The sequence below is a fragment of the Cupriavidus sp. 01L43 genome (genome assembly GCF_056399925.1).
This window is the reverse complement of record NZ_JBFTSH010000009.1, coordinates 211029-234640: the sequence shown is the minus strand read 5'-3', so window position 1 is coordinate 234640 and position 23612 is coordinate 211029. Positions and strand designations below refer to the sequence as shown.

The window sequence follows — 23612 nt, the reverse complement described above, 5'->3', positions numbered from 1 at the left end:
ACAGCCCAATCAGGCCGGCGCGACCCCCGCCGGCTTTTCGCCCGACATCAGGTAGTGGATCAGGTCCGCCACGGGGCGGATGGCGTCGCCAAACGGCAGCGTGCCCTTACCCCGGAAGAACAGGCCGCGCTCCACGTCGCCCTTGAGCGCCTGCGAGAGCTTGCGGTCGATGCAGAACTGGCCGATGCGCGCCACGCCGTCGCGCAGGCCGCACGATTGCAGGCAGTCGAAGCCCTCCAGGCACTCGCGCACCTTGGCGCGCGCCTGGAGCGCCGACTCCCGGGAGAGATAGCGCTTGAGCCACGGCGTCAGCACCGCGCGCGCCGGCAGTCCCGCCACGCTCGTGAATTCGCCGATCTGTTCCTGCGGCGCGGAAGCCAGCACCTGTTTGAAAGCCAGATGCGCATCGCATTCCTCGGTCACGGCAAAGGCGGTGCCGACCTGCACGCCGGCCGCGCCCTGCGCCAGCCAGTGATGCAGCTTGCCGTGGTGGCCCAACCCGCCGGCCAGGATCAGCGGCACGGACTCCCAGGCCAGCCCCAGGCTGGCGAACAGCGTGCGGCATTCGTCCAGCACGCGCGCGAACGAGAACCTTTCGTCGCCGATGTCTTCCATGCGCGAGGCGCCGAGGTGCCCGCCGGCATGCGCGGGATGTTCGATCACGATGGCATCGGGCAGCCGTCCCTTCTTCATCCACTTGCGCAGCACGAGGCTGACGCCACGGGCGTCGGACAGGATCGGGATCAAGGCCACCTTCGGGTGATTGGCGGTCAGTTCGGGGAGGTCGAGCGGCAGGCCGGCGCCCATGACGATGGCATCCGCGCCGCTATCGCACGCCTGCCGGACCAGCGCCGCGTGGGCGCCAACGGCCTTCATCACGTTGACGGCGACCATCCCTTGCCCGCCCGCCAAGTCCTTCGCCGCGCGCACCTCGCGGTCCAGCGCCACGAGGTTGGCGTGTTCGATGGCCGCCTTGTCGCGTTTGGCCGTGGCGGCCATCAGGTCGGGGTGATGATGGCGCAGGTCGATGCTGGCGATGGTGCCCATGGCGTTGTGGCGGGCCACTGTGCCGGCCAGCCGATGCGCGGAGATGCCCACGCCCATGCCGCCCTGCACGATAGGAAGCAGCTTGCGGCCGGCCAGGTTGAGCCATCGATGTGTCATGAGGAAATCCGAAGTCAGGAGGGGCAAAAAACGGCCCAGCGTCTCACGCGCATCGGGGTGGCAGTTTGCGCCAGATCAAATTGCGGGGGATCGGCGGCCTGTTCCGAGGACCTAGTTCGGCGGAACGAGACGGGTAGAACACAGCCGGGGTTTGCGCGGGGTCAAAGGTTCCCTCGATGGGCATGACTAGCATCCTTGATCGATCGCTACCCCATGCGCCGCACCGCGCATTTTCGCCATGGATGCCTCCCCGCCCGACGTGCATGATGTGCCCGATGCGCCAACACCCCCAACCGAGCCATCGCGCCGCCAGCCCCGCCGGCCCCAACTGGTGGCACCCGCCGGCTCGCTCGCGGCCCTGCGCATGGCGCTGCAGCACGGCGCGGACGCCATCTACCTCGGGTTGCGCGATGCCACCAACGCGCGCAACTTCGGCGGCCTGAATTTCTCCGAGGACGACATCCGTACCGGCGTGGCCGAGGCCCGCGCGCGCGGCGCCGAAGTGCTGTTCGCCATCAACACGTTTGCGCAGATGGGGCAGGTAGACCGCTGGCACCGCGCCGTGGACGCCGCCGCCGCGCTGGGCGCCGACGCGGTGATCATGGCCGATCCCGGCCTGATGGCCTACGCGGCGGACAAACACCCCGACCTGCGCCTGCACCTGTCCGTGCAGGGCTCGGCCACCCATGCCGATGCCATCGCGCTGATGCGCGAGCGCTTCGGCATCCGGCGCGTGGTGCTGCCGCGCGTGCTGACGCTGGCGCAGATCGCCAAGCTGGCCAGGCAGACCGATGTGGAACTTGAGGTCTTCGGCTTTGGCAGCCTGTGCGTGATGGCCGAGGGCCGCTGCCTGCTGTCCTCGTACGCGACCGGCGATTCGCCGAACAACCGTGGCGTCTGCTCGCCAGCCCACGCCGTGCGCTGGGACGAGGCGGACGGCACCATGCACGCGCGGCTCTCCGGCATCCTGATCGACAGCTACGCGCCCGGCGAGCCGGCCGGTTACCCCACGTTGTGCAAGGGCCGTTTCACCGTGGAGGGCGAGCACGGCTACGTGCTGGAGGAGCCCACCAGCCTCAACGCGCTGTCGCTGCTGCCGGCGCTGATCGACATCGGCATCGCCGCCATCAAGATCGAGGGCCGCCAGCGCAGCCCGCGCTATGTGGGCGATGTGGTGGGCGTGCTGCGCGCCGCCATCGACGGCGCCTGGCGCGACCCCCGGCGCTTCGTGCCACGCCAGGAATGGCAGGCCACATTGGGGCGCCATGCCGAGGGCGACCAGGTGACCCAGGGCGCCTATGACCGTCCGTGGCGCTGAAACCGTCCGCATCCCAGCCACCATGACCACATCCACTTCCCCCTATTCCTTGACCATCGCGCTCGGCCCGCTGCTCTACTACTGGCCCCGCGCGGACGTGCTGCGCTTCTATGCCGATGTGGCAGACGCCCCCGTGGAGCGCGTCTATCTTGGCGAAGCCGTCTGCACGCGCCGCCACGAATTGCGCCATACCGACTGGCTGGACCTGGCACGGATGCTGCGCGATGCCGGCAAGGAGGTGGTGCTGTCCACCCCGGTACTGGTCGAATCGGACAGCGACATCGCGGCCATGCGCCGCGTCTGCGACCAGGACGAATTCCTCGTGGAGGCCAACGATCTTGGCGCGGTGCGCGCGCGGCGCGGGCGGCCGTTCGTCGCCGGGCCGCATCTGAACGTCTATCACGCCGATACGGCGACGTGGCTGGGCTCGCTGGGCGCGCGCGGGGTCGTGGCGCCGGTCGAGATGGACCACGCGGCGCTGGCCGCGCTGGCGGCGGCGCGGCCCGCCGGCATGCAGATCGAAGCGATGATCTGGGGCCGCATGCCGCTGGCGATCTCCGCGCGTTGCTTCACGGCCCGGCATCACCGCCTGCGCAAGGATGCCTGCGCGTTCCGTTGCCTCGACTACCCGGACGGGCTGGTCGCCCGCACGGGCGAAGGGCAGCCGTTCTTCGCCCTGAACGGCATCCAGACTCAGTCCGCAAGCTGCCTGGACCTGTGCGCGCACCTGCCGGAGATTCAGGCGATGGGCGTGGATGTGGTCCGCGTCAGCCCGCACGCCGTGGGCACGCTGGACGTCATAGCGCTGCTAGACGCCGTGCGTCACGGCCGCACCGGCGCCGCGCCCAGCGGCATCGTGCCCGCCGGCGCCTCGGCGAGCAACGGCTACTGGACCGGCCAACCCGGCATCGCCTGGATAGCCGGCGCGCCCGCATGACTGCCCCAAGACCATCGATGAATTCTTCTTCCCTGATTGCCCGCATCCATCGCCGCCTGCCCGCCCCTGCGCAGGCCCTGCCGTTCGTGTTGGCGCTGGAGTCCGCGCGCCGCGCCGGCTGGTTGCAGCCACCGTCCGCGCTGGACGGTCATGCCTTCCTGCTCGTGGTGGAAGACCTCGGGCTGGACCTGCGTTTCCGCTGTGCAGGGGGCGTGTTCCGGATGGGGCCGTTCGATCCTGAACCCGCCCCGGCGCTGACGCTGCGCGCCCGCGCCGCCGATTACCTGCAACTGCTCGCCGGCCATGCCGATACCGACACGCTGTTCTTCCAGCGCCGGCTCTCGATTTGCGGGGACACCGCGCTGGGGTTGGAGGTCAAGTACTGGCTCGACGCCACGCCGCGTCCGGCCTGGGTCGAGCCCTGGGTGGCGCGGCTAGCGGTGCTGTTTCCCGAAGTCCGTGCCGCGTGAGAGCGACGGGCTGGCCCGTCAGGCCTCGGGCGCCAGATCGCCGTAGCGCACGCCGCGTGGCTTGAAGCAGCAACGGGCGCGGAGCACGGCACCGGGGAGGTTGGCGAGCGCGGGCATCGCCGTGAAGCCATCGAGCGTCGCCTGAAGGTCGGCCGCGCTGCGCGCCCGCACCACCGCGAACAGGTTGAAGGGCCATGCCGTGCCTCGGCGTGCGCGCCGGTAGCAGAGTGCCACCGCGGGCAGGCGGGCCAGCCGCTTGCCCAGCACATCCACACGTGCGTCGGGCGCATTCCATACGCACATCGCGTTATGCACGAAGCCGAGTTGGCCCGGCTGGAGAATGGCGCCGAAGCGGCGGATCACGCCGGCCTCGCGCCAATGCGCCAGCCGGCGCCAGAGTTCGTGCAGCCCGATGCCCGTGCCACGCGCCATGGCGTGGTAGGGCTCGGGCGTCAGCGGCAGGCCGTCTTCCAGCGCTGCCACCAGCCGCCAGTCGGCATCGGTCATCAGGGGCCGCAGTGGCACCCCGGCATCGACGTGGTATTCACATTCCAGTGGCAGTGCGAGCGGCGTCTGGTGGACATCCGCGCCAATGCCGTCGAGTACGGTCGCCAGGTGGTCGGCATCGCGCGCACCGGCCACGAACCAGAGGTTGTAGCGGTGGCCGGTTCTGCAGTAGTGATGGCCGATGGCCGGGTCGGCGTTGAGTCGCCGCGCCACGCTCTCCAGCCGCGCCGCCGGCACGGACAGCGCCGCGAGCGTGGTGGCGCCGATGGCGTTCGGCGCGAAGCGGGCGCCGACATGGCTGATGCGGCCGCTGCCAACGTCGCGCGCCAGCAGCGACAGCAGGCCATGCTCGGACAGGCCGAGCGCCCGGGCCAGGCACCGGTAGGGCCGTGGCTCCAGCGGGAAATCTTGCCGAAGGCGTTGGTAGAGTGCAGTCTCGTCGATCATGGCGATATCCGGAGCAGCGGGCAGGATTGCGTGCCCGCCATGATGAGCCGGATACCCGGCCGCCCCGTTGACCCCCATCAAGCGCGGATCAGCGCCCCCGCACGAGCTGCCAGGCCCGTCCGAGGTAGGTGACCGAGGCGAAGCCGCTCCACACATGCACCAGCCGCGTGAACGGGAAGATCGCGAACAGCGAGATACCGAGGAACAGATGCACGCGGAACAGCAGCGGGGCATCGGCGATGAAATCGGGCGCATCGGCGCGCAGCGTGACGATGTGCTGGGCCCAGGTCATCAGCTGCACCATCATGTGACCGTCCATATGGCCGGCGGACACGAAGATGGTCGAGAGCCCGGCCAGCAAGGTCGCCAGCAGCCAGAGCAGCAGCACCTTGTCGCCGGTACGCGTGACCGCGGCAACCCGGGCGTTGGTGAAGCGCCGATGCAACAGGATCAGCAGGCCGATCAGGCAGATCGTGCCCATGACTCCGCCGGCGCCCATCGCCACGGCCTGCTTGAGCGTGTGGGAGACACCGAGCGCGTCCCACACGGCCACGGGTGTGAGCAGGCCCGCCAGATGACCGAAGAACAGCCCGAGGATGCCAACGTGGAACAGGATGCTGCCCAGCCGCAGGTTGCCGCGATAGAGCAGTTGGGAGCTGTCGGCCTTCCAGCCGTACTGCTCGCGCTCGAAGCGCGCCAGGCTGCCGAACAGGAACAGGGCGGCGGCGATATACGGGTAGATGCCGAAGAGGAACTGGTGGGCGAATGACATGGTGGTCGCCTGCGTCGTCAGGGAGGTCATTGGGGGGAGGGGGCGCGCCGGTCGTGGAAGCGCACCACTTGTTCAGCCGGCATGGCCGCCGCCAGCAACGGCTCCACGCCATCCGTGCCGGGGCCGAACAGTTCCAGCGCTTCGTCCATGTCGCGCACGGGCGGGTCGGTCCGGGCCTCGGGCTGCACGCTGGTCATTGAGCGCAGCACCGTGAACACGGTCGCGTACGGGCTGTCGTGGCGCGCCAGCCGGTCGCCGATGGCCGCCAGCACGTGGATGGCCTCGCCCAGCAACTGCTCGGCGCGCTGCGCCTGCCCGTCATCGGCCAGCGCGCCGAGGAACTCCAGGAACAGCGGCACGTAGTCGGGCAACTCGTTCGCCACCGGCTCGAAGCCGGCGCGCCGGTATTCGTCGATCAGATCGACCATGGCTTGCCCCCGGTCGCGGGACTCGCCATGGACGTGCTCGAACAGGTGCAGCGAGTGCGCGGGCGTGCGGTCGAAGGTGGCCACATACTGCTCCTGCAGCGCGATCAGCGGGCTGTCGCGCAGCGGGCCGGTCAGCGGGGCCAGCCCCGCGCGGGCGGCGGGCCAGGCGTCGAGCGCCTGTTCGATCTCGGGCATGGCCGCCTGCAGCGGCGCTTCGGGGTAGCCCAGCAAGGCGCTGAGCACGGGATAGAGGGTCATGATGGCTCCGTTGTCAGCAGGTTTCGGTCGGCTTCTTGCGCGACTTGGGCATGTCCGCGAAGACCACGCTGCCCTGCGGCTTTTTGCCGAACAGCGAGACCTCGGACGTACCGCCCGAGCAGCCGTTGCCGAACGTGAAGCCGCAGCTGCCTTTCTCGTTGAAGCTGTCCTCGACCATTTCCTTGTGTGACGATGGAATCACAAAACGATCCTCGTAATTGGCGATGGCCAGCAGGCGGTACATGTCCTCCACCTGCGCCGGGGTCAGCCCCACCTGCCGCAGCACGGCGAGGTCCGCCTCGCCATCCACGACTTCCGAGCGCTTGAACGCCCGCATGGCCAGCATGCGCTGCAGGGCGGTCAGCACTGGCGCCACGTCGCCGGCGGTCAGCAGGTTGGCGAGGTACTTGAGCGGAATGCGCAGGCTCTGCACGTCCGGGATCATCCCGTTCATGCCCATGAAGCCGCTTTCCGCCGCCGACTGGATCGGCGAGAGCGGCGGCACGTACCAGACCATCGGCAGCGTCCGGTATTCGGGATGCAGCGGGAAGGCGATCTTCCATTCGCAGGCCATGCGATAGACCGGCGACTTGCGCGCGGCATCGAGCCAGCTCTGCGGAATGCCCTGGCGCAGCGCCTCGGCCTGCACGGTAGGGTCGTTCGGGTCGAGGAAGACGTCGAGCTGGGACTGGTACAGGTCGCGCTCGTCCTCCACGCCGGCGGCGCTGGCGATGCGATCCGCGTCGTACAGCATCACGCCGAGGTAGCGGATGCGACCGACGCAGGTCTCGGAGCAGACGGTCGGCTGGCCGCCCTCGATGCGTGGGAAGCAGAAGGTGCACTTCTCCGCCTTGCCGCTCTGCCAGTTGAAATAGATCTTCTTGTATGGACAACCAGAGATGCACATCCGCCAGCCACGGCACTTGTCCTGGTCGACCAGCACGATGCCGTCGTCCTCGCGCTTGTAGACCGAGCCGCTCGGGCAGGACGCCACGCAGGCCGGGTTCAGGCAGTGCTCGCACAGACGGGGCAGGTACATCATGAAGGTGTTCTCGAAGGTCGAGTACATCTCCTTCTGCACGTTCTCGAAGAGCTGGTCGCGGCTGCGCGAGGCGAACTCGCCGCCGAGGTCATCCTCCCAGTTCGGCCCCCATTCGATCTTCTCCATCTTCTTGCCCGTCAGCACGGACACCGGCCGGGCGGTAGGCGGCGTCGGCATCAGCGGCGCCTTCTGGAGGTGCTCGTAGTCGTAGGTGAACGGCTCGTAGTAGTCGTCGATCTGCGGCAGGTTCGGGTTGGCGAACAGGTTCGACAGAATCCGCGCGCGGCCGCCCTGGCGTGGCGTGAGCGAGCCGTCGGGCTGGCGCTGCCAGCCGCCGTTCCACTTGCGCTGGTTCTCCCATTCCTTGGGGTAGCCGATGCCGGGCTTGGTCTCGACGTTGTTGAACCAGGCGTACTCCACGCCGTCGCGGCTGGTCCAGACGTTCTTGCAGGTCACTGAGCAGGTATGGCAGCCGATGCACTTGTCGAGGTTCAGCACCATGGCCACCTGGGCACGGATCTTCATCGCGGGGCTCCTTCTTCTTGTGCGGACCGTGGCAGGGGGGTATCCATCCAGTCCACCTTGTTCATCTTGCGCAGGATCACGAATTCATCGCGATTGCTGCCGACCGTGCCGTAGTAGTTGAAGCCGTAGGCCAGTTGCGCGTAGCCGCCGATCATGTGGGTCGGCTTGGTGACCGCCCGCGTGACCGAGTTGTGGATGCCGCCGCGCATGCCGCTCATCTCGGCGCCGGGTACGTTCACGATCTTTTCCTGCGCGTGATACATCAGGCACATGCCTTGCGGCACGCGCTGGGACACCACCACCCGGGCGGTCAGCGTGCCGTTGACGTTGAAGACCTCCACCCAGTCGTTGTCGCGGATGCCGTTGGCGCGCGCCTCGGCCTCCGAGATCCACACGTGCGGCCCCCCGCGCGAGAGCGTGAGCATGCGCAGGTTGTCCGAGTAGGTGGAGTGGATGCCCCACTTCTGGTGCGGGGTGATCCAGTTCAGCACCAGCTCCGGGTTGCCGTTGGGCTTGCGGCCCAGCATCGGCGCCACCGTGCGGGTGTCGATGGCCGGCCTGTAGACGCAGGCGCCCTCGCCGAAGTCGAGCATCCACCGGTGGTCCTGATAGAACTGCTGGCGCCCGGTCAGCGTGCGCCAGGGAATCAGCTCGTGGACATTGGTGTAGCCGGCGTTGTAGCTGACTTCCTCGGATTCCAGCCCGGACCACGTCGGCGCGGAGATGATCTTGCGCGGCTGGGCCTGTACGTCCCGGAAGCGGATCTTGTCGTGCTCCCGACCCAGTGCCAGGTGGGCGTGCGGGCGGCCCGTGATCTTGGACAGCGCCTCCCACGCCTTCACCGCCACGTGGCCGTTGGTCTCGGGCGCGAAGGTCAGGATCATCTCGGCGGCGTCGATGGCCGTCTCCAGCCGGGGCCGGCCGTAGCTGACGCCGGCTTCGGTCACGGTCTGGGTCAGGTGGCCCAGTTCGGCCACCTCGTGCCTGGTATCCCAGCCGATGCCCTTGCCGCCGTTCCCGAGCTTGTCCAGCAGCGGGCCCACGGAGGTGAACTTCTTGTAGAGGTCCGCGTAGTTGCGCTCCACCACGGTCATCGACGGCGCCGTCTTGCCCGGGATCAAATCGCACTCGCCGTGCTTCCAGTCGCGCGGCTCGAAGGGCTGGCCCAGCTCGCCCGGCGTGTCGTGCAGCAGCGGCGTGCAGACCAGATCCTTGCGCGTGCCCAGGTACGGGCCGCCAATCTCGCTGAACTTCTCGGCGATGGCCTTGTAGATCTCCCAGTCGGTCTTGCTCTCCCACAGCGGCTGCACGGCCTCGGAGAGCGGGTGGATGAACGGGTGCATGTCCGACGTGTTCAGGTCGTCCTTCTCGTACCAGGTGGCCGTGGGCAGGACGATGTCGCCGTAGAGGCAGGTCGTGCTCATGCGGAAGTCGAGCACCGTCAGCAGGTCCAGCTTGCCCTCGGCGGCCGGGCGGACGTTGACCTCGCTCGGGCGGATGGCGTCGCGCTCGTCGCTGAACACGGCGTTCTGCGTGCCGAGCAGGTACTTGAGGAAGTACTCGTGGCCCTTGCCGGAACTCCCCAGGATGTTGGAGCGCCACACGAACATATTGCGCGGGAAGTTGGCCGGGTTGTCGGGGTCGTCGCAGGCGAATTGCAGGGCGCCGGACTTGAGCTGGTCGACGGTATAGGCCACCGGGTCCTGCCCGGCGCGCTCGGCGGCGTCCACCACATCGAGCGGATTGGCGCCCAGCTGCGGCGCGGATGGCAGCCAGCCCATGCGCTCCGACTTGGCGTTGAGGTCCAGCAGCGACAGCCCGGCGTAGCGCGCCTTGTCCGCCGTGGGCGCGAGGATCTCGTCCACGGCGAGCTTCTCGTGGCGCCACTGGCTGGTGTGGTTGTAGAAGAACGAGGTGCCGTTCATCTGGCGCGGCGGGCGCGACCAGTCCAGCCCGAAGGCCAGCGGCGCCCAGCCGAACTGGGGCCGCAGCTTTTCCTGCCCCACGTAGTGCGCCCAGCCGCCGCCGCTCTTGCCGATGCAGCCGCACATCATCAACAGGTTGATGATGCCGCGATAGATCATGTCGTTGTGGTACCAGTGATTCAGCGCGGCGCCGACGATGACCATGCTCTTGCCCTGCGTGCGGTGGGCGTTCTCGGCGAACTCGCGCGCCACCTGCGTCACCAGGCGGGCCGGCACGGTCGTGTGCTTCTCCTGCCAGGCGGGGGTGTAGGGCACGTCGTCCTCGAACGAGGCCGCCACGTTCGGCCCGCCCAGGCCCTGGTCCACGCCATAGTTGGCCAGCTGCAGGTCGTAGACCGTGGCGACCAGCGCCGTGCTGCCATCGGCCAGCGTCAGGCGGCGCACCGGTACGCGGCGGCGCAGCAGCGCGTCATGCTCGCCGCCGAAGTAGGGGAAGCCGACTTCCGCCACGGTGTCTTCATGACCGAGCAGCGACAGGCGCGGATCGATCGTCTTGCCGTCCTGGCTGTCGCGCAGCTCCAGATTCCAGCGGCCGGCCGTGTCGTCGCCGGGCGTCCAGCGGAAGCCGATCGAGCCGTTCGGGGCAGTCACCTCCCCGCTGGCATCGTCGATCAGCAGCGTCTTCCACTCCGCATGCCGGGACTCGCCGAGACTGCCGTCGAGATGGGAGGCGCGCAGGAAGTGATCGGGCACCAGCGTGCCGTCCTGCTCGCGCAGCCGCACCAGCATCGGCATGTCGGTGTACTGCTTCAGGTAGTCGCGGAAGTAGGCGGACTTGCCGCCCACGTGGAATTCCTTGAGTACGACGTGGCCCATGGCCATGGCCAGCGCGGCGTCGGTGCCCTGCTTGGGGGCGAGCCAGATGTCGCCGAACTTGACCATCTCGCCGTAGTCGGACGAGACCGCCACGGTCTTGGTGCCCTTGTAGCGCACCTCGGTGTAGAAGTGGGCGTCCGGCGTGCGCGTCTGCGGCACGTTGGAGCCCCAGACCATCAGGTAGGTGGCGTTGTACCAGTCGGCGGACTCGGGCACGTCGGTCTGCTCGCCCCAGGTCTGCGGGCTGGCCGGCGGGAGGTCGCAGTACCAGTCGTAGAAGGACAGGCAGGCGCCGCCGAGCAGGCTCAGGTAGCGCGCGCCGGCCGCGTAGGACACCATCGACATGGCCGGGATGGGCGAGAAGCCGATCACGCGGTCCGGGCCGTACTGCTTGACCGTGAACGCGTTGGCGGCGGCGATGATCTCGGTGGCCGTGGCCCAGTCGGCCCGGACAAAGCCGCCCAGCCCGCGCACGCTCTTGTAGCGGGCGGCGCGTTCGGGGTCCTGGCTGATCCAGGCCCAGGCGGCGATCGGGTCCATGGTCTGGCGCGCCTCGCGCCACATGGCCATCAGCCGGCCGCGGATCATCGGGTACTTCACGCGCTGGGCGGAGTAGACGTACCAGCTGTACGAGGCGCCGCGCGGGCAGCCGCGTGGCTCATGGTTGGGCAGGTCCGGGCGCGTGCGTGGGTAGTCGGTCTGCTGGGTTTCCCAGGTAATCAGGCCGTTCTTGACGTAGACCTTCCACGAGCAGGAGCCCGTGCAGTTGACGCCGTGGGTGGACCGCACCACCTTGTCGTGCTGCCAGCGGGTGCGGTAGCCGTCTTCCCACTTGCGGTCTTCGTTGACCACGGCGCCGTGGCCGTCGGCATAGGTGGACGTGACGCGCGACAGGAACTTCAGTCGATCGAGGAAATGACTCATGGTTTGGCTCCAGCAGGGACACTTGCAGCTTACGGAGCGCGTGCCGCGCAGGCCATTCGCTGGTGGAGCAGGGGAGACGACGGCGATCGGCCTAGGCGGGACCCGTCGGCATCGTCCGGAAGAACTATGCCGACGGGCGGGGTTGACACGCGGGTGATGCACGAATCAGCAGGGCATGGCCGCGTTGCGGCGCGCGTAGCACCACCAGGTAATCGCGGCGCAGCTGATATAGAACAAGATGAAGAGATGGAGCGCAGCGTCCGGCGCGCCGGTCATCTCCAGCGCGGTGCCGAAGCTCTTGGGGATGAAGAAGCCGCCGTACGCGCCGATGGCGCCGGAGAAGCCGAGCACGGCGGCGGATTCCCGGGCGGCGTCCTGCACGGCCACCCGCTGGGCGGGCGCGCCCGGGCCGGCGGCGCGCAGGCGCTCGGTCAGGAAGATCACCGGGATCATGCGGAAGGTGGAGCCGTTGCCGATGCCGGTCAGCGCGAACAGCACGATGAACGCGCCCAGGAAGCCGCTGAAGCTGCCGCCCGTGCCGTTGTGCGGCAGCGCCGCCAGCACGGCCACCACGCCGCCGATCATGCCGAGGAAGCTCCACAGCGTGACCCGCGCGCCGCCGAGCTTGTCTGACAGCCAGCCGCCCACCGGGCGCGTCAGCGCGCCGACCAGCGGGCCCAGGAAGGCGTAGGCCGTGGGGTTCACGTTCGGGAACTGCGACTTGGTCAGCAGCGCCAGCCCGGCCGAGAACCCGATAAACGAGCCGAAGGTGCCCACGTAGAGCCAGCACATCAGCCAGTTGTGGCGGCGCCGGAAGATCACCGCCTGCTCCGCGAACGAGGCGCGGGCATCGGCAATATCGTGCATGCCGAACCACGCCGCCAGCGCCGACACGGCGATAAACGGCACCCAGATAAAGCCCGCGTTCTGGAGCCAGAGCTGTTGCGTGGCGCCGTTGGCCGCGTATTCCTGCCCGGCTCCGCCCAGCGCGCCGAACACGGCCACCGACACCACCACCGGTGTCACGAACTGCACGATCGAGACGCCGAGGTTGCCGATGCCGGCGTTCAGGCCCGTGGCGAGCCCCTTGCGCGCCTTCGGGAAGAAGAAGCTGATGTTCGCCATCGACGAACTGAAGTTGGCGCCGCCCAGCCCGCACAGCAGGGCCAGCCCCAGCAGCGTCGGGTAGCTGGTGGACGGGTCGCGCAGCGCGAAGCCCATGCCGAGCGCCGGAATCAGCAGCAGCGCGGTGGAGATGGCGGTGAAACGCCGCCCGCCGAAGATCGGCACGAGGAAGGAGTAGAAGATGCGCAGCGTGGCGCCGGACAGCGCCGGCAGGGCGGTCAGCCAGAACAGCTGGTTGCCGGTGAAGTGGAAGCCGGCGCGGTCCAGGTTCACGGCCACCACGCTCCAGAGCATCCAGACCACGAAGGCCAGCATCAGCGCGGGAATGGAGATGCAGAGGTTGCGGTAGGCGATGCGCGCGCCCTGGTATTTCCAGAACGCCGGGTCTTCAGGTTCCCAGCGGGTCAGTACGGAGGTGCTCATGGCGTTGTCTCGTCGAAGGGGGGAAGGTGGGAAAGATTCAGGCCACCGCCGGGGCGGCGCCGCGATGGCTGTAGTGCATCCACACCAGGCTCACGCAGACGGTGCCGTACATCAGCATGAAACAGCTGCTGCGCACGCCGGTCAGGTCGGCAAGCGCGCCGAACAGGATCGGCAGGATGAAGCCGCCGAGCCCCCCGGCCAGCCCCACCACGCCGGAGACGGCGCCGATGTTCTGCGGGAAGTCATTGGCGATGAACTTGAATACCGACGCCTTGCCGATGGCGAACGCGATGCCCACCGCGAACAGCAGCACCGTGAACAGCGTGGGGGACAGGCCGAGGTGGAAGGCCAGCGGACCGTTGGCGGTCTGGATCACGAGGTCGGTCTGCGGGTAGCTGAGCAGGAAGAAGCCAACCCAGCTCACCCACATCACCCACCAGGTGGTGCGATGGGCGCCGTAGCGGTCCGAGATCCAGCCGCCGATGGCGCGCAGCATGCCGCCGGGCAGGGAGAAGCACGCGGCCAGGAAGGCGGCGATGCGGATGTCGAACCCATATTCGCCGATGTAGTAGCGCGTCATCCACAGCGCCAGCCCCACGTAGCCGCCGAACACCACCGAGTAGTACTGGGAGTAGCGCCAGACCCGTGGGTCGCGCAGCATGGCCATCTGGGCACGCCAGCCGGCGCTGCTGGCGGCCACGCGGTGCGCCGGGTTGCTGGCCGAGAAGACCCAGAACAGCAGCGCCGTGGCCAGCATCGCCACCGCGTAGACCTTCGGCACGATGGTCCAGGTGCCGGCGGCGGCGATCAGCGCCGGGGCGACGAATTTGGTTAGCGCGGCCCCGGAGTTACCGGCGCCGAAGATGCCCATCGCCAGCCCCTGCCGATGGCGCGGGAACCAGCGCGCCACGTAGGGCGTGCCCACCGAGAACGAGCCGCCGGCCAACCCGAGCAGCAGCCCGAGCGCCAGCAGCTGCCAGAGGGTGGTGGCATAGGCAAGCAGCCAGATCGGCACCACGGTGGCCAGCATCAGCAGGAAGAAGACGATGCGGCCGCCGTAGCGGTCGGTCCAGATGCCCAGCGGCACGCGGATCAGCGATCCGCTCAGCACCGGCATGGCGGCCAGCAGGCCGAATTCGGTGTCGTTCAGGCCAAGCTGCTGCTTGAGCGGAATGCCGAGCACGGCGAACACCATCCAGACAGCGAAGCAGATGGTGAACGCGAACGTGCTGGAGGCCAGCACGCCGTTGGCGCGCAGGGAGATCGCCGGCGCGTCGTGCAGGACGGCGGAGGAGGGGGGAGAGGACGAGGATGAGGGGGAGGCCATCGAGAGGTCCTAATGGACAACAAGGGATGGCCCCCAGCGTAGGCACGGCTGCCTGCCGTGCCTATTCGCCGGCCGGGGAGCGGGCGGGGCGGGTGGCCCCTGTCGATGGAACTAGTCCGGTTGGTGATTATCGATCGGACAAATTCGAGAACGTGGGTCAGGCAGTCACGATGCCTCCGGGGCCAGCCCGGCGGCCTGACCGCCATCGCTCCGCCGTTCGGCCCGCACGGCCAGCAGCGCGATGCCCAGCGCGCCCAGCGGCGCCAGCGCCGCGATCCACGGCAGCGCGGTCAGCCCCGGGCCGTGGTCGACCACCACGCCACCGAGCCACGCGCCAATGCCGTTGCCGAGGTTGAACGCGGCGATATTGAAGCTCGACGCCAGGTTCTGGCCCGCCCCGTGGGCGTGGCGCAGCACGCGCAGCTGCAGCGGGGAGACCGTGGCGAACGCGGCCACGCCCAGCGCGCCGACGAACGCCACCACCGCCACTGGCTGGTGGAGCGCCAGCGTCATCGCGGCCAGCACCAGCGTCAGCACCGTCAGCGAGCCCAGCAGCGCACCCGTGGGACGCCGGTCCGCCATGCGTCCGCCGAGGATATTGCCGATGATCATGCCGCCGCCGAACAGCAGCAGGATGGGCGACACCGCCGCCTCGCCGTAGCCCGAGACCCGGGTCAACAGCGGCTGCACATAAGTAATCACCGCGAAGATACCGACCGATTGCAGCACCGTCATCAGCAGGCCGAGCAGCACTTGGGGGCGGGCGATGGTGCGCAGTTCGTCGGCAAGGCGGGCCGGCGCGGCGTCGTCGCGGCTGCGCTGCACCAGCAGGGCGATCACCGCCAGCGAGGCCAGGCCGATCACGGTCATCGCCCAGAACGTGCTGCGCCAGCCGAAGTGCAGGCCGAGCCAGGCGCCGGCGGGCATGCCGAGCAGCGTGGCCAGCGTGAGGCCGGAGAACATCACCGAGATCGCCGAGGCGCGGCGGTTGGCGGGCACGAGGCCGGTGGCCACCACGGCGCCCACGCCGAAGAACGTGCCGTGCGTGAGCGAGGTCACCACGCGCGCAATCATCAGCGTGGTGTAGTCGGGCGCCAGCGCGCAGGCGGCGTTGCCGATGGTGTAGATCGCCATCAGCACCAGCAGCACGGCCTTGCGCGGCATGCGGCGGGTGAGCAGGGTGAGGACCGGCGCCCCGGCGAACACGCCGAGCGCGTAGCCGGAGACCAGCATGCCGGCGGCGGCGATGGTCACGCCGAGGTCCGCCGAGACCTGGAGTAGCAGCCCCATGATGACGAATTCGGCACATCCGATGCCGAACGAGCCGGCGGTCAGGGCATACAGCGCCACGGGCATCCGCGAGGACGGGCCGGTGGCGGGGGTGGAAGGGAGGGGCGCGGCCATGTCGGGAAGTTGGGGACGGATTCTGGAAGGCGCCAGTGTCGGCCTTTCGCAGCTTCCGAAAAACGGGCAAGATCCAGAATCAGTTTCAAGAAATCATTGAGAATCGGATCGGATCATGGACCGGATTGGCGACATCGGCTTGTTTCTGCGCGTGCTGGACCTCGGCTCGATCAGCGCGGCGGCGCGCAGCCTCGACCTCTCGGTGGCCGTGGCCAGCCAGCGGCTGCAACGGCTGGAGCGCGACCTGGGCGTGCGCCTGCTGCATCGCACGACCCGGCGGCTGCATGCCACCCCCGAAGGCGCGGTGCTGGCGGAGCAGGGCCGGGCGCTGGTGGAAGACCTGGAGGCGTTGTCCGGCTCGCTGCGGCAGGCGGGCGCCGGCGTGACCGGGGTGCTGCGGATTACCACCTCGGCCTCGTTCGGCCGGCAGTATCTGTCGCCGCTGCTGCCGGATTTCCTGCGCGCCCATCCCGGCGTGCGCCTCAGCATCAGTCTGACCGACCATGTGCTCGATCTGGTCAGCAGCGGCTTCGACCTCGCCATCCGCATCGGCACACTGGCGGACTCCACGCTGGTAGCGCGCAAGCTGGCGGACAACCAGCGTCTGCTGTGCGCCTCGCCCGACTACCTGGCGCAGCATGGCGGGCCGCAGACGCCGCAGGACCTCGCCCATCATCAATGCCTGATCCTGGTCGGCAGCCAGGGCCGCTCCGATGTCTGGCGGATGGGCGATGGCGCCGGCGGCGAGGTGGCCGTGCGCGTGCAGGGCCGGGTGGAGGCCAATACGGGCGAGTTGCTGGCCGATGCGGCGCTCGCCGGCTTCGGCATCGCCATGCATTCAGTCTGGCATGTCAGCGCCGACCTGCGGGCTGGCCGGTTGGTGCCGGTGCTGCCCGACTACCCGCTGGCCGACAGCGGCATCTACGCGGTGATGCCGCAGCGCCGGCTGGTGCCGCCGCGCGTGCGGGCCTTCGTCGATTTCCTCGCCGAACGGTGGGGCGAGGCCCCGCCCTGGGCTGCCGGCTGGGCTGATGGCGGGGCTGATGGCGGGGTGGATGGCACCCGGGCTGGGTGATGGTCACGAGACAAACTGCTTAAATCTTGAGCAGTCCGGTGGGGTAACGCACAGACGCGGCCCCGGGGGTGCGACGCCACAGGATATCCACAGAACCTGTGGATATCCTCAACGTGGGCCAGACCACGCCCCAAAAGCGCCTCCTGCGGCTATGCTGTGCCACCATCCTCGGTCAACTGTCAGCTTCGTGCTTCCTATGCGCAAGATCCGGCTTGTTGCGGCAAGGGTTTTCCCGATTTTTCTCGTGGTTGTGGCCGGAGCCGGCCTGTCCGGCTGCGTGGCCCAGTACCGCGTGCCCTCGGGCGCCCCCTATGCCAGCGTGCGGCTGCTGACCAATACCGATGAGAACACCACCTTCAGCGTGGTGGACCCGGCGAAGTGCCCGACGCCGGCCCGGCCGCTTGTGCTGGCCGGCATGGGCAAGCAGCTCGCCGCGATGGGACGCGACCGGGGGCTGGACATGGCAGGTAGTTCCCCCGAGCCGCCCGCGCAGACGCGCGAGCGCAAGGTGGCGGTCGGCAAACGGGTGTATGTCGCGGTGACGTCGATGGCGGCGCCGCCGGCCGAAGAGATACGCTGCGCGGCGGGGGTGTCATTCATTCCGCAGTCAGGCGCGCAATATGAAATCCGCTATACGCGCGATGAAGCGGCGAGCCAATGCGCGGCGCGCGTGCTGCGCCTGCAGCCAAGGCCCGATGGCGGGGCCAATCTGGTGCAGGAAACCAGCCAGCAGGGATTCCGGGCGTTGCGAAAGGAGTTGATTTGCGACGCGCCGGGCGTTGAGCCGGCGCGCGCAGGGCAATAAGCGTCAGCGCTTATCGAGAGGAATATCGAACTCAGGCTTGTTCGATCAGGAAGCGCTCGGGGCGCTTGCCCAGCCATGCCGGGGCGCGGCCACGGCCCGACCAGGTCTTGCCGGTTTTCGGGTCCTGGTATTTCGGGGGCAGCGCTGCGGTCTTGCGTGCCGGGCTGGCACCGCTGCCAGCGGGACGACCACGACGGCGCTTCGGCGCAATATCGTCGACCGTCAGGTCGTAATCGGCCATCAATTGGCGAATCTGCGCCACGACGCCAGAGACTTCATTGGCGCGCACCTCGCTGAGTTTGGCTTCCAGTGCTTCTTTTTCAGCCAGTAGTTGCTTGTAGGTCGGCATTTTGGATCCCCGTTCAGATTGTTGTTCGCGGCATGTTACAGGACATTGCTGACTATTGTCGTGACTAGTGGTCCCATAAAATATTACAAAAGATAAACGGATTTTCCTAATGAAAAACGTTTGTTCCAGATGTGGGATCTGAATCGGACTACGCAAGTCCGTATTTTCGGATTTGAACGAATTTCAATGTCGATGCATTTCGACGAATGCCGACGAATCTCGACCAATGCCGAAATCGCGGAGCGAAAATCGCCGCGCATGACAGGCGCCGCGCAGGATTGGCGGCACTGATATTTTTGGCGACTCGGCAAGAAAAAAACCCCCGGAGGGAAAGACTCCGGGGGCTGCGAATTCCACTGGTTACCCAGGGTGGTACCGCACACATCGTTGACCGATGGGATCGGACATTTCTTAGATTGCCCAGCCTCCGGCATAGAAGGCGGCCAGCGCCACGGCAATGGCCACGGTGCCGATATTGAGCTTGCGCCATTCGCCCGAGACGATTCGGCCAATCACCAGCGTGCAGAAACCGAGCATGATGCCGGTGACGATATTGCAGGTCAGCACGATAAAGACCGCGCAAACCAGACCGGCCATGGCATCGACCAGATCGTCCATATGCAGGCGGCTGACGCTGGACAGCATCAGCAGGCCCACGTACATCAGCGCAGGCGCCGTGGCGTACGACGGCACCAGCCCGGCCACCGGCGAGAAGAACATCACGGCCAGGAACAGCACGCCGACGGTCACCGCTGCGAGGCCGGTGCGCGCGCCGGCGGCCACGCCCACGGTGGACTCGATATAGGCCGCCGCCGGGGCGCCGCCGAACATCGCCGAGAAGATCGAGCTGACCGAGTCGGCGGTCAGCGCGCGGCCGCCGTTATGGATGCGGCCGGTGGCGTCGAGCTGGTTGGCCTGGCCGGCCACCGCGCGGATCGTGCCGGTGGCGTCGAACACGGCGGTCATCACCAGCGCCAGCACGCTGGGCAGCACGGCGGCGGACAGCGCGCCGCGGATGTCCATCGCACCGATCAGCGAGGCATGGCCGGGCGTCGACAGGCTCGGCAGCGCGAACACGCCGGTGTACTTCACGGCCGGGTCGAACATCAGGCCCAGCGCCGAGATGACGATGATGACCAGCAGGATGCCGCCCGGCACGCGACGGCGCTCCAGGCCGAAGATCGCCGCCAGCCCGAGTACCGACATCACCACCGGGAACGCCGTGATGTGGCCCAGTTGCACGGGCAGGCCGGGGCCGGGATTCTTGACCACCAGGCCGACCTCGTTCGAGGCAATCAGCAGTAAGAAAAGTCCGATGCCGATCCCCGCGCCATGGGCTACGCCGGCCGGCAGGTTGCGCAGGATCCAGGCGCGCACGCCGGTGACCGAGATCGCCGTGAAGACCACGCCCATCAGGAACACGGCGCCGAGCGCCACCTCGGGAGAGAGCTTCTGTCCGAGCACGAGGCCGAAGGCCATGAAGGCGGTGAGGGAGATGGCGCAGCCGATGGCGATGGGCAGCTTGGCCCAGAGCCCCATCAGCAGCGAGCCGAAGGCCGTGGTCAGGCACACGGCCACGAACACCGCGCTGGTGTCGAAGCCAGCCTTGCCGAGCATGCCCGGCACCACGAACACGGCATAGACCATCGCCATGAAGGTGGTGGTGCCGGCCACCACCTCGCGGCGCCGCGTACTGCCGCGTGCGCTGATCTGGAAATACTCGTCGATTTTTCCCGCGCGGCCGGCGCGCGTGCCCTGCGCGTGCGCTACGTCATCCACGTCCGTGACGGACGGATACGGCTGTTCGATCATGATGGTCTGCCTCCTTGCAGGGGCGCCGCGCCGGTCCGCGTACGGATACGGCGTCAGCTTGTCTCACGTGGTTCTGGGTGCGAGGGCGGAGGTCCCGGTGGCATCGTGCTCGGGGTGCGGGCGTCTCTTTCCTCGGTGTCCGGCCCGGGGGCCGGTGGCCGGTCGGCTGCCTCTGGCGGGCAGGATCCGGCGAGGCTCAACGGTAGGGGAGCGCTGCGCCGCTTTCATCATCGGGGCGCGATGCGGAACATGCGGGGCGCCGAATAACCACGGGTTTGCGGTGCTTCCGGAGGCTCAGGGATTTCCCTCGGTGGACGGCCGGACGGCGATTTTGGCCTTCGATGGGCCCTGGAAGGTAGGTTCCGGTCACATGGCCGGGGCATCCTGCCGGAAAGCGGGCGGGATCGCTAAAGGTCCCGGCGGCGGCGCCGATAGACCTTTGGCAACACCTGTCCATTTACCCATAGTCACCCCCAGCCAGCAGCGGAGCAAGCACGATGACCAGCGCGATGAGAGACATTGACGAGCGCACGAACCTGACCAACAACAATCAGTTCGAACTGCTGTTGTTCCGACTTGGCGACGCGGCGAACAGCGGGCAATCCGAACTGTTCGGCATCAACGTATTCAAGGTCCGCGAAATCCTGGTGATGCCGTCGGTGACCACCGTGGTGGGCGCCGAGCCGTCCATCCTCGGCATGGCCGACATCCGGGGTCAGGTGATTCCTGTGATCGACCTGCCGCGCCTGCTGGAGTGCCAGCCGAAGTCCGGCCTGAACATCATGCTGGTGACCGAGTACGCGCGCTCCACCCAGGGCTTTGCCGTGGAAGCCGTGGAAGAGATCGTGCGCCTGGACTGGAGCCAGGTGATCTCGGCCGAGACCAGCGTCAAGGGCGGGCTGGTGACCAGCATCGCCAAGCTCGATGTCGGCGGCGAGAACCCGCGTCTGGTGCAGGTGCTCGACGTGGAGCAGATCCTGCGCGATGTGCTGCCCACCCGCCAGCCGGACGTGGACCCTGCCACCGTGGGCCCGGCGCTGAACCTGCGCCCTGGCACCAAGGTGCTGGCCGCCGATGACTCGGCGCTGGCGCGCGGCCTGATCGAGAACGGCCTGAAGGCGATGGGCGTGCAGGTGGTGATGACCAAGACGGGCCAGGAGGCATGGGAGATGCTGGGCAGCATCGCCGATCTCGCCGCCTCGCAGGGCAAGACCATCCGCGACGAGATCGCGCTGGTGCTGACCGACCTGGAAATGCCCGAGATGGACGGCTTCACGCTCACGCGCAAGATCAAGAGCGACGCACGGCTCAAGTCCCTGCCGGTGGTCATCCACTCGTCGCTCTCCGGCGAGGCCAGCGAGGAGCACGTGCGCAAGGTTGGCGCCGATGCCTATGTGTCGAAATTCCTGGCGAAGGATCTCGCGGACACCATCCGCGGCGTGATGGCCCGCCATCCGTAAACGCGTCTTTTCCCCTCTCCCTTTGGGAGAGGGGCAGGGGAGAGGGCCGGCGGTTCAACATGCAGTGTCGCATCGAGAACCACTTGCCCTCTCCCCCAACCCCTCTCCCGCAAGCGGGCGAGGGGAGCAACGCCTCCCCTCTCCGAAACCAGTTGCATAAAAATCGGGCAGTCCAGCTCTTTCCAATGCTGGCGCGGGTTTGCGGGTCGCGGGGTGGGCGATTATCCACTGGAACTGTGGATAGCTCTCGTTCGCATTCTTCGCCCGCCTGCCCCGGCTCTCCGCTGTATACATCAGTCGCTTACTTCGGCTGCTCCACCGTACGCAGGTACGGCTTCAGCGTCTTGAAGCCCTGTGGATATTTCTTCTTCGCATCGTCGTCCGAGACCGAGGTCGGGATGATCACGTCCTCGCCCGGTTTCCAGTTGACGGGCGTGGCCACGGTGTGCTTTGCGTTGAGCTGGAGCGAGTCCAGCAGGCGCAGCACCTCGTCGAAATTGCGGCCCGCGCTCATCGGATAGACCAGCATGGCCTTGACCTTCTTGTCCGGGCCGATCATGAACACCGAGCGGATCGTGGCGTTGTCCACGGCGGTGCGTTTGCCGCCGCTAGCCTCGGGGTGAATCATGTCGTACAGCTTGGCCACGTGCAGGTCCGCGTCGCCGATCATCGGATAGTTGACCGCGCTGCCCTGGGTCTCCTCGATGTCCTTGGCCCAGCGCTGGTGGTCGTCAACCGGGTCGATCGACAGGCCGATGATCTTGGTATTGCGCTTGTCGAATTCGGGCTTGAGCTTGGCCATGTAGCCCAGCTCGGTCGTGCAGACCGGGGTGAAGTCCTTCGGATGCGAAAACAGGATCGCCCAGCTGTCACCCATCCATTCGTGAAAGCGAATCTTGCCTTCCGTGGTATCAGCGGTGAAGTCAGGGGCTTCTTCGCCTAGTCGAATTGCCATGTCGCACTCCTTGTTTCAGTCAGGGCCAGGTGGATGATTGGGCTGCCAGCGTCGCCGGGGAACTCCAGTATAGGAATTACACGGTGAAAAAACTCCCTCCACGGGCGTATGGTCGGCGTAGTCTCGGCGTCACATTTCGGAGGGGGAAAGGGACGGAGCTACGCCGGCCGCTCCAGGTCCACGATCACCGCGCGCAGGAAGCGCGCCGCCTCGCCGCCCGTGACCACGCGGTGGTCGAAGGTCAGCGAGAGCGGCATCACGCGATGCACGGCGGGCTGGCCGCCGGCCGCCACCACTTCGTCACGTATACGCCCGGCGCCAAGGATGGCCACCGTGGGCGGCACCACGATGGGCGCCGCGTAGCGGCCCGCGATCATGCCGAAGTTGGACAGCGTGATGGTGTTGCCGCGCATCTCCTCCGGGGCGATGGTGCGCGCGATGATGTCCGCGCGCATGCGGTCGAGCCCGGTGCGCAGGTCGGCGGCGTCGCGCTTGCCGACGTTGCGCAGCACCGGCACGAACAGACCCTCGGGCAGGTCGGCAGCAATGCCGACGTCGATCCGCTCCAGCACATGGCGCCGCCCGCTCTGGCCCTCGTACCACGCGTTGAGCCCCGGTTCGGCATGCACGCCGGCCACCAGCGCCCGCACCAGCCGGATCGTGATGTCGTTACCCGGCCCCGCATCCTGCTGCCAGGCGTGCAGGTCGGCATCGTCCATGACCGTGGCCGCCGCCACCTCGCTCTGTGCGCGGGCCATGTTCTGGGCCATCGCCCGGCGCACGCCCCGCACCACTTCGGCCGGGCCGAGATCGGCCAGCGTGGTGGCCACGCGCTGCACGTCCGTGGCCGTGATCAGGCCGTCATGGCCGGAGGGCGTGACCATGGCGAGGTCCACCGACAGCTTGCGCGCCAGCGCCCGCACCGCCGGCGTGGCCTTGATGCCGTGCGCGCCACCCGGACCGAGCGGCGCGGCGGCTTCCGCCAGCACCTGCGTGCCGACCTTCACCGCGCCCACCACGGTGCCGGCATCGTCCTGGGCGCTGCCGACCCCCTCGAAGCCCACCAGCGGCGCGCCGAGGTGGACGATATCGCCCGGCTGCGCGAACAGCTTGGCCACCTGGCCGCTGAATGGCGATGGAATCTCGACGATGGCCTTGGCGGTCTCCACGGACAGCAGCGGCTCGTCCGCCGCCACGCTGTCCCCGGGTTTGACGTGCCACGCCACGATCTCCGCTTCCTGCAATCCCTCGCCCAGATCGGGCAGCTTGAAGGTCCGCATGAAC

19 protein-coding genes are annotated in these 23612 nt (G+C 67.9%); 6 read left to right on the top strand and 13 right to left on the bottom strand.

Translation table 11 applies throughout. From position 1 onward, the window contains the following. Nucleotides 1-9 precede the first annotated feature (9 nt). Nucleotides 10-1164 (bottom strand): NAD(P)H-dependent flavin oxidoreductase, encoded by a 1155-nt coding sequence (locus AC1DP9_RS17170; RefSeq protein ID WP_092296906.1) that lies wholly within the window; start codon nt 1162-1164, stop codon nt 10-12. Between the two features lie 364 nt (nt 1165-1528). Here AC1DP9_RS17170 and ubiU point away from each other — a divergent pair, with 364 nt between their 5' ends. From ubiU to ubiT, 3 genes are read left to right on the top strand one after another with little or no spacing between them, the layout of a single operon-like run. Beyond that, nucleotides 1529-2482: a ubiquinone anaerobic biosynthesis protein UbiU gene (gene ubiU / locus AC1DP9_RS17165; RefSeq protein WP_477108010.1), complete on the top strand. Its 954-nt coding sequence runs from the start codon at nt 1529-1531 to the stop codon at nt 2480-2482. Between the two features lie 22 nt (nt 2483-2504). Next, complete coding sequence (locus AC1DP9_RS17160; RefSeq protein ID WP_477108001.1) at nt 2505-3419, top strand: U32 family peptidase; 915 nt, start codon at nt 2505-2507, stop codon at nt 3417-3419. Between the two features lie 17 nt (nt 3420-3436). Next, the gene (ubiT, locus tag AC1DP9_RS17155; RefSeq protein WP_477108000.1) at nt 3437-3889 is read left to right on the top strand and encodes a ubiquinone anaerobic biosynthesis accessory factor UbiT; all 453 of its coding nucleotides are present in this window, start codon (nt 3437-3439) and stop codon (nt 3887-3889) included. A gap of 18 nt (nt 3890-3907) precedes the next feature. Here the strand turns inward: ubiT and ahbB are convergent, their stop codons facing one another. The 8 genes from ahbB to AC1DP9_RS17115 all read right to left on the bottom strand — a co-directional run bounded on the left by ahbB (nt 3908) and on the right by AC1DP9_RS17115 (nt 15872). After that, nucleotides 3908-4843 carry a siroheme decarboxylase subunit beta gene (ahbB, locus tag AC1DP9_RS17150; RefSeq protein ID WP_477107999.1) on the bottom strand — a complete coding sequence of 312 codons (936 nt, stop codon included), beginning with the start codon at nt 4841-4843 and terminating at the stop codon, nt 3908-3910. 88 nt (nt 4844-4931) lie between these two features. Continuing rightward, on the bottom strand, nt 4932-5615 hold the full coding sequence (gene narI, locus AC1DP9_RS17145; protein WP_092297417.1) for a respiratory nitrate reductase subunit gamma: 684 nt from the start codon (nt 5613-5615) through the stop codon (nt 4932-4934). Nucleotides 5616-5641: 26 nt separating this feature from the next. After that, nucleotides 5642-6301: a nitrate reductase molybdenum cofactor assembly chaperone gene (gene narJ, locus AC1DP9_RS17140; RefSeq protein WP_477107998.1), complete on the bottom strand. Its 660-nt coding sequence runs from the start codon at nt 6299-6301 to the stop codon at nt 5642-5644. 13 nt (nt 6302-6314) lie between these two features. Further along, the gene (gene narH / locus AC1DP9_RS17135; RefSeq protein ID WP_477107997.1) at nt 6315-7868 is read right to left on the bottom strand and encodes a nitrate reductase subunit beta; all 1554 of its coding nucleotides are present in this window, start codon (nt 7866-7868) and stop codon (nt 6315-6317) included. Then, nucleotides 7865-11593, bottom strand: a complete 3729-nt coding sequence (locus AC1DP9_RS17130) for a nitrate reductase subunit alpha (RefSeq protein ID WP_477107996.1) — start codon at nt 11591-11593, stop codon at nt 7865-7867. Before AC1DP9_RS17130 ends, narH begins: the two co-directional genes overlap by 4 nt. A gap of 165 nt (nt 11594-11758) precedes the next feature. Further along, nucleotides 11759-13141, bottom strand: coding sequence for a NarK family nitrate/nitrite MFS transporter (locus tag AC1DP9_RS17125; protein WP_092296931.1), 1383 nt, complete (start codon nt 13139-13141; stop codon nt 11759-11761). Nucleotides 13142-13178: 37 nt separating this feature from the next. Continuing rightward, nucleotides 13179-14468, bottom strand: a complete 1290-nt coding sequence (locus AC1DP9_RS17120) for an MFS transporter (RefSeq protein ID WP_092296934.1) — start codon at nt 14466-14468, stop codon at nt 13179-13181. 165 nt (nt 14469-14633) lie between these two features. Next, complete coding sequence (locus AC1DP9_RS17115) at nt 14634-15872, bottom strand: MFS transporter (RefSeq protein ID WP_441645589.1); 1239 nt, start codon at nt 15870-15872, stop codon at nt 14634-14636. Nucleotides 15873-15987: 115 nt separating this feature from the next. On the opposite strand from AC1DP9_RS17115, the gene AC1DP9_RS17110 reads away from it, so the two are divergent. Next, nucleotides 15988-16947 carry a LysR family transcriptional regulator gene (locus AC1DP9_RS17110; RefSeq protein ID WP_477107995.1) on the top strand — a complete coding sequence of 320 codons (960 nt, stop codon included), beginning with the start codon at nt 15988-15990 and terminating at the stop codon, nt 16945-16947. A 196-nt stretch (nt 16948-17143) separates the two neighbouring features. Continuing rightward, entirely contained in the window at nt 17144-17752 is a 609-nt protein-coding gene (locus AC1DP9_RS17105; RefSeq protein ID WP_477107994.1) for a hypothetical protein, read from the top strand. Nucleotides 17753-17783: 31 nt separating this feature from the next. On the opposite strand, the gene AC1DP9_RS17100 is transcribed toward AC1DP9_RS17105, so the two are convergent. Further along, nucleotides 17784-18101, bottom strand: a complete 318-nt coding sequence (locus AC1DP9_RS17100) for an H-NS histone family protein (protein WP_092296944.1) — start codon at nt 18099-18101, stop codon at nt 17784-17786. A gap of 411 nt (nt 18102-18512) precedes the next feature. Next, on the bottom strand, nt 18513-19913 hold the full coding sequence (locus AC1DP9_RS17095; protein WP_092296949.1) for an NCS2 family permease: 1401 nt from the start codon (nt 19911-19913) through the stop codon (nt 18513-18515). A gap of 497 nt (nt 19914-20410) precedes the next feature. Here AC1DP9_RS17095 and AC1DP9_RS17090 point away from each other — a divergent pair, with 497 nt between their 5' ends. Next, a complete protein-coding gene (locus AC1DP9_RS17090) occupies nt 20411-21373 on the top strand; it encodes a chemotaxis protein (RefSeq protein ID WP_092296952.1) in 963 nt (320 codons plus the stop codon). Between the two features lie 301 nt (nt 21374-21674). On the opposite strand, the gene AC1DP9_RS17085 is transcribed toward AC1DP9_RS17090, so the two are convergent. Then, nucleotides 21675-22328 carry a peroxiredoxin gene (locus AC1DP9_RS17085; protein WP_092296955.1) on the bottom strand — a complete coding sequence of 218 codons (654 nt, stop codon included), beginning with the start codon at nt 22326-22328 and terminating at the stop codon, nt 21675-21677. 158 nt (nt 22329-22486) lie between these two features. Then, nucleotides 22487-23608 carry a dihydrolipoamide acetyltransferase family protein gene (locus AC1DP9_RS17080; RefSeq protein ID WP_477107993.1) on the bottom strand — a complete coding sequence of 374 codons (1122 nt, stop codon included), beginning with the start codon at nt 23606-23608 and terminating at the stop codon, nt 22487-22489. Nucleotides 23609-23612 lie beyond the last annotated feature (4 nt).

Bases quoted from the DNA above. Each gene is read 5' to 3' on its own strand.
- narH (WP_477107997.1), bottom strand. From the start codon at position 7,868: ATGAAGATCCGTGCCCAGGTGGCCATGGTGCTGAACCTCGACAAGTGC.
- narI (WP_092297417.1), bottom strand. From the start codon at position 5,615: ATGTCATTCGCCCACCAGTTCCTCTTCGGCATCTACCCGTATATCGCC.
- narJ (WP_477107998.1), bottom strand. From the start codon at position 6,301: ATGACCCTCTATCCCGTGCTCAGCGCCTTGCTGGGCTACCCCGAAGCG.
- AC1DP9_RS17160 (WP_477108001.1), top strand. From the start codon at position 2,505: ATGACCACATCCACTTCCCCCTATTCCTTGACCATCGCGCTCGGCCCG.
- AC1DP9_RS17105 (WP_477107994.1), top strand. From the start codon at position 17,144: ATGCGCAAGATCCGGCTTGTTGCGGCAAGGGTTTTCCCGATTTTTCTC.
- ahbB (WP_477107999.1), bottom strand. From the start codon at position 4,843: ATGATCGACGAGACTGCACTCTACCAACGCCTTCGGCAAGATTTCCCG.
- AC1DP9_RS17130 (WP_477107996.1), bottom strand. From the start codon at position 11,593: ATGAGTCATTTCCTCGATCGACTGAAGTTCCTGTCGCGCGTCACGTCC.
- AC1DP9_RS17170 (WP_092296906.1), bottom strand. From the start codon at position 1,164: ATGACACATCGATGGCTCAACCTGGCCGGCCGCAAGCTGCTTCCTATC.
- ubiU (WP_477108010.1), top strand. From the start codon at position 1,529: ATGGCGCTGCAGCACGGCGCGGACGCCATCTACCTCGGGTTGCGCGAT.
- AC1DP9_RS17110 (WP_477107995.1), top strand. From the start codon at position 15,988: ATGGACCGGATTGGCGACATCGGCTTGTTTCTGCGCGTGCTGGACCTC.
- AC1DP9_RS17095 (WP_092296949.1), bottom strand. From the start codon at position 19,913: ATGATCGAACAGCCGTATCCGTCCGTCACGGACGTGGATGACGTAGCG.
- AC1DP9_RS17090 (WP_092296952.1), top strand. From the start codon at position 20,411: ATGACCAGCGCGATGAGAGACATTGACGAGCGCACGAACCTGACCAAC.
- AC1DP9_RS17125 (WP_092296931.1), bottom strand. From the start codon at position 13,141: ATGAGCACCTCCGTACTGACCCGCTGGGAACCTGAAGACCCGGCGTTC.
- AC1DP9_RS17100 (WP_092296944.1), bottom strand. From the start codon at position 18,101: ATGCCGACCTACAAGCAACTACTGGCTGAAAAAGAAGCACTGGAAGCC.
- AC1DP9_RS17085 (WP_092296955.1), bottom strand. From the start codon at position 22,328: ATGGCAATTCGACTAGGCGAAGAAGCCCCTGACTTCACCGCTGATACC.
- ubiT (WP_477108000.1), top strand. From the start codon at position 3,437: ATGAATTCTTCTTCCCTGATTGCCCGCATCCATCGCCGCCTGCCCGCC.
- AC1DP9_RS17080 (WP_477107993.1), bottom strand. From the start codon at position 23,608: ATGCGGACCTTCAAGCTGCCCGATCTGGGCGAGGGATTGCAGGAAGCG.
- AC1DP9_RS17115 (WP_441645589.1), bottom strand. From the start codon at position 15,872: ATGGCCGCGCCCCTCCCTTCCACCCCCGCCACCGGCCCGTCCTCGCGG.
- AC1DP9_RS17120 (WP_092296934.1), bottom strand. From the start codon at position 14,468: ATGGCCTCCCCCTCATCCTCGTCCTCTCCCCCCTCCTCCGCCGTCCTG.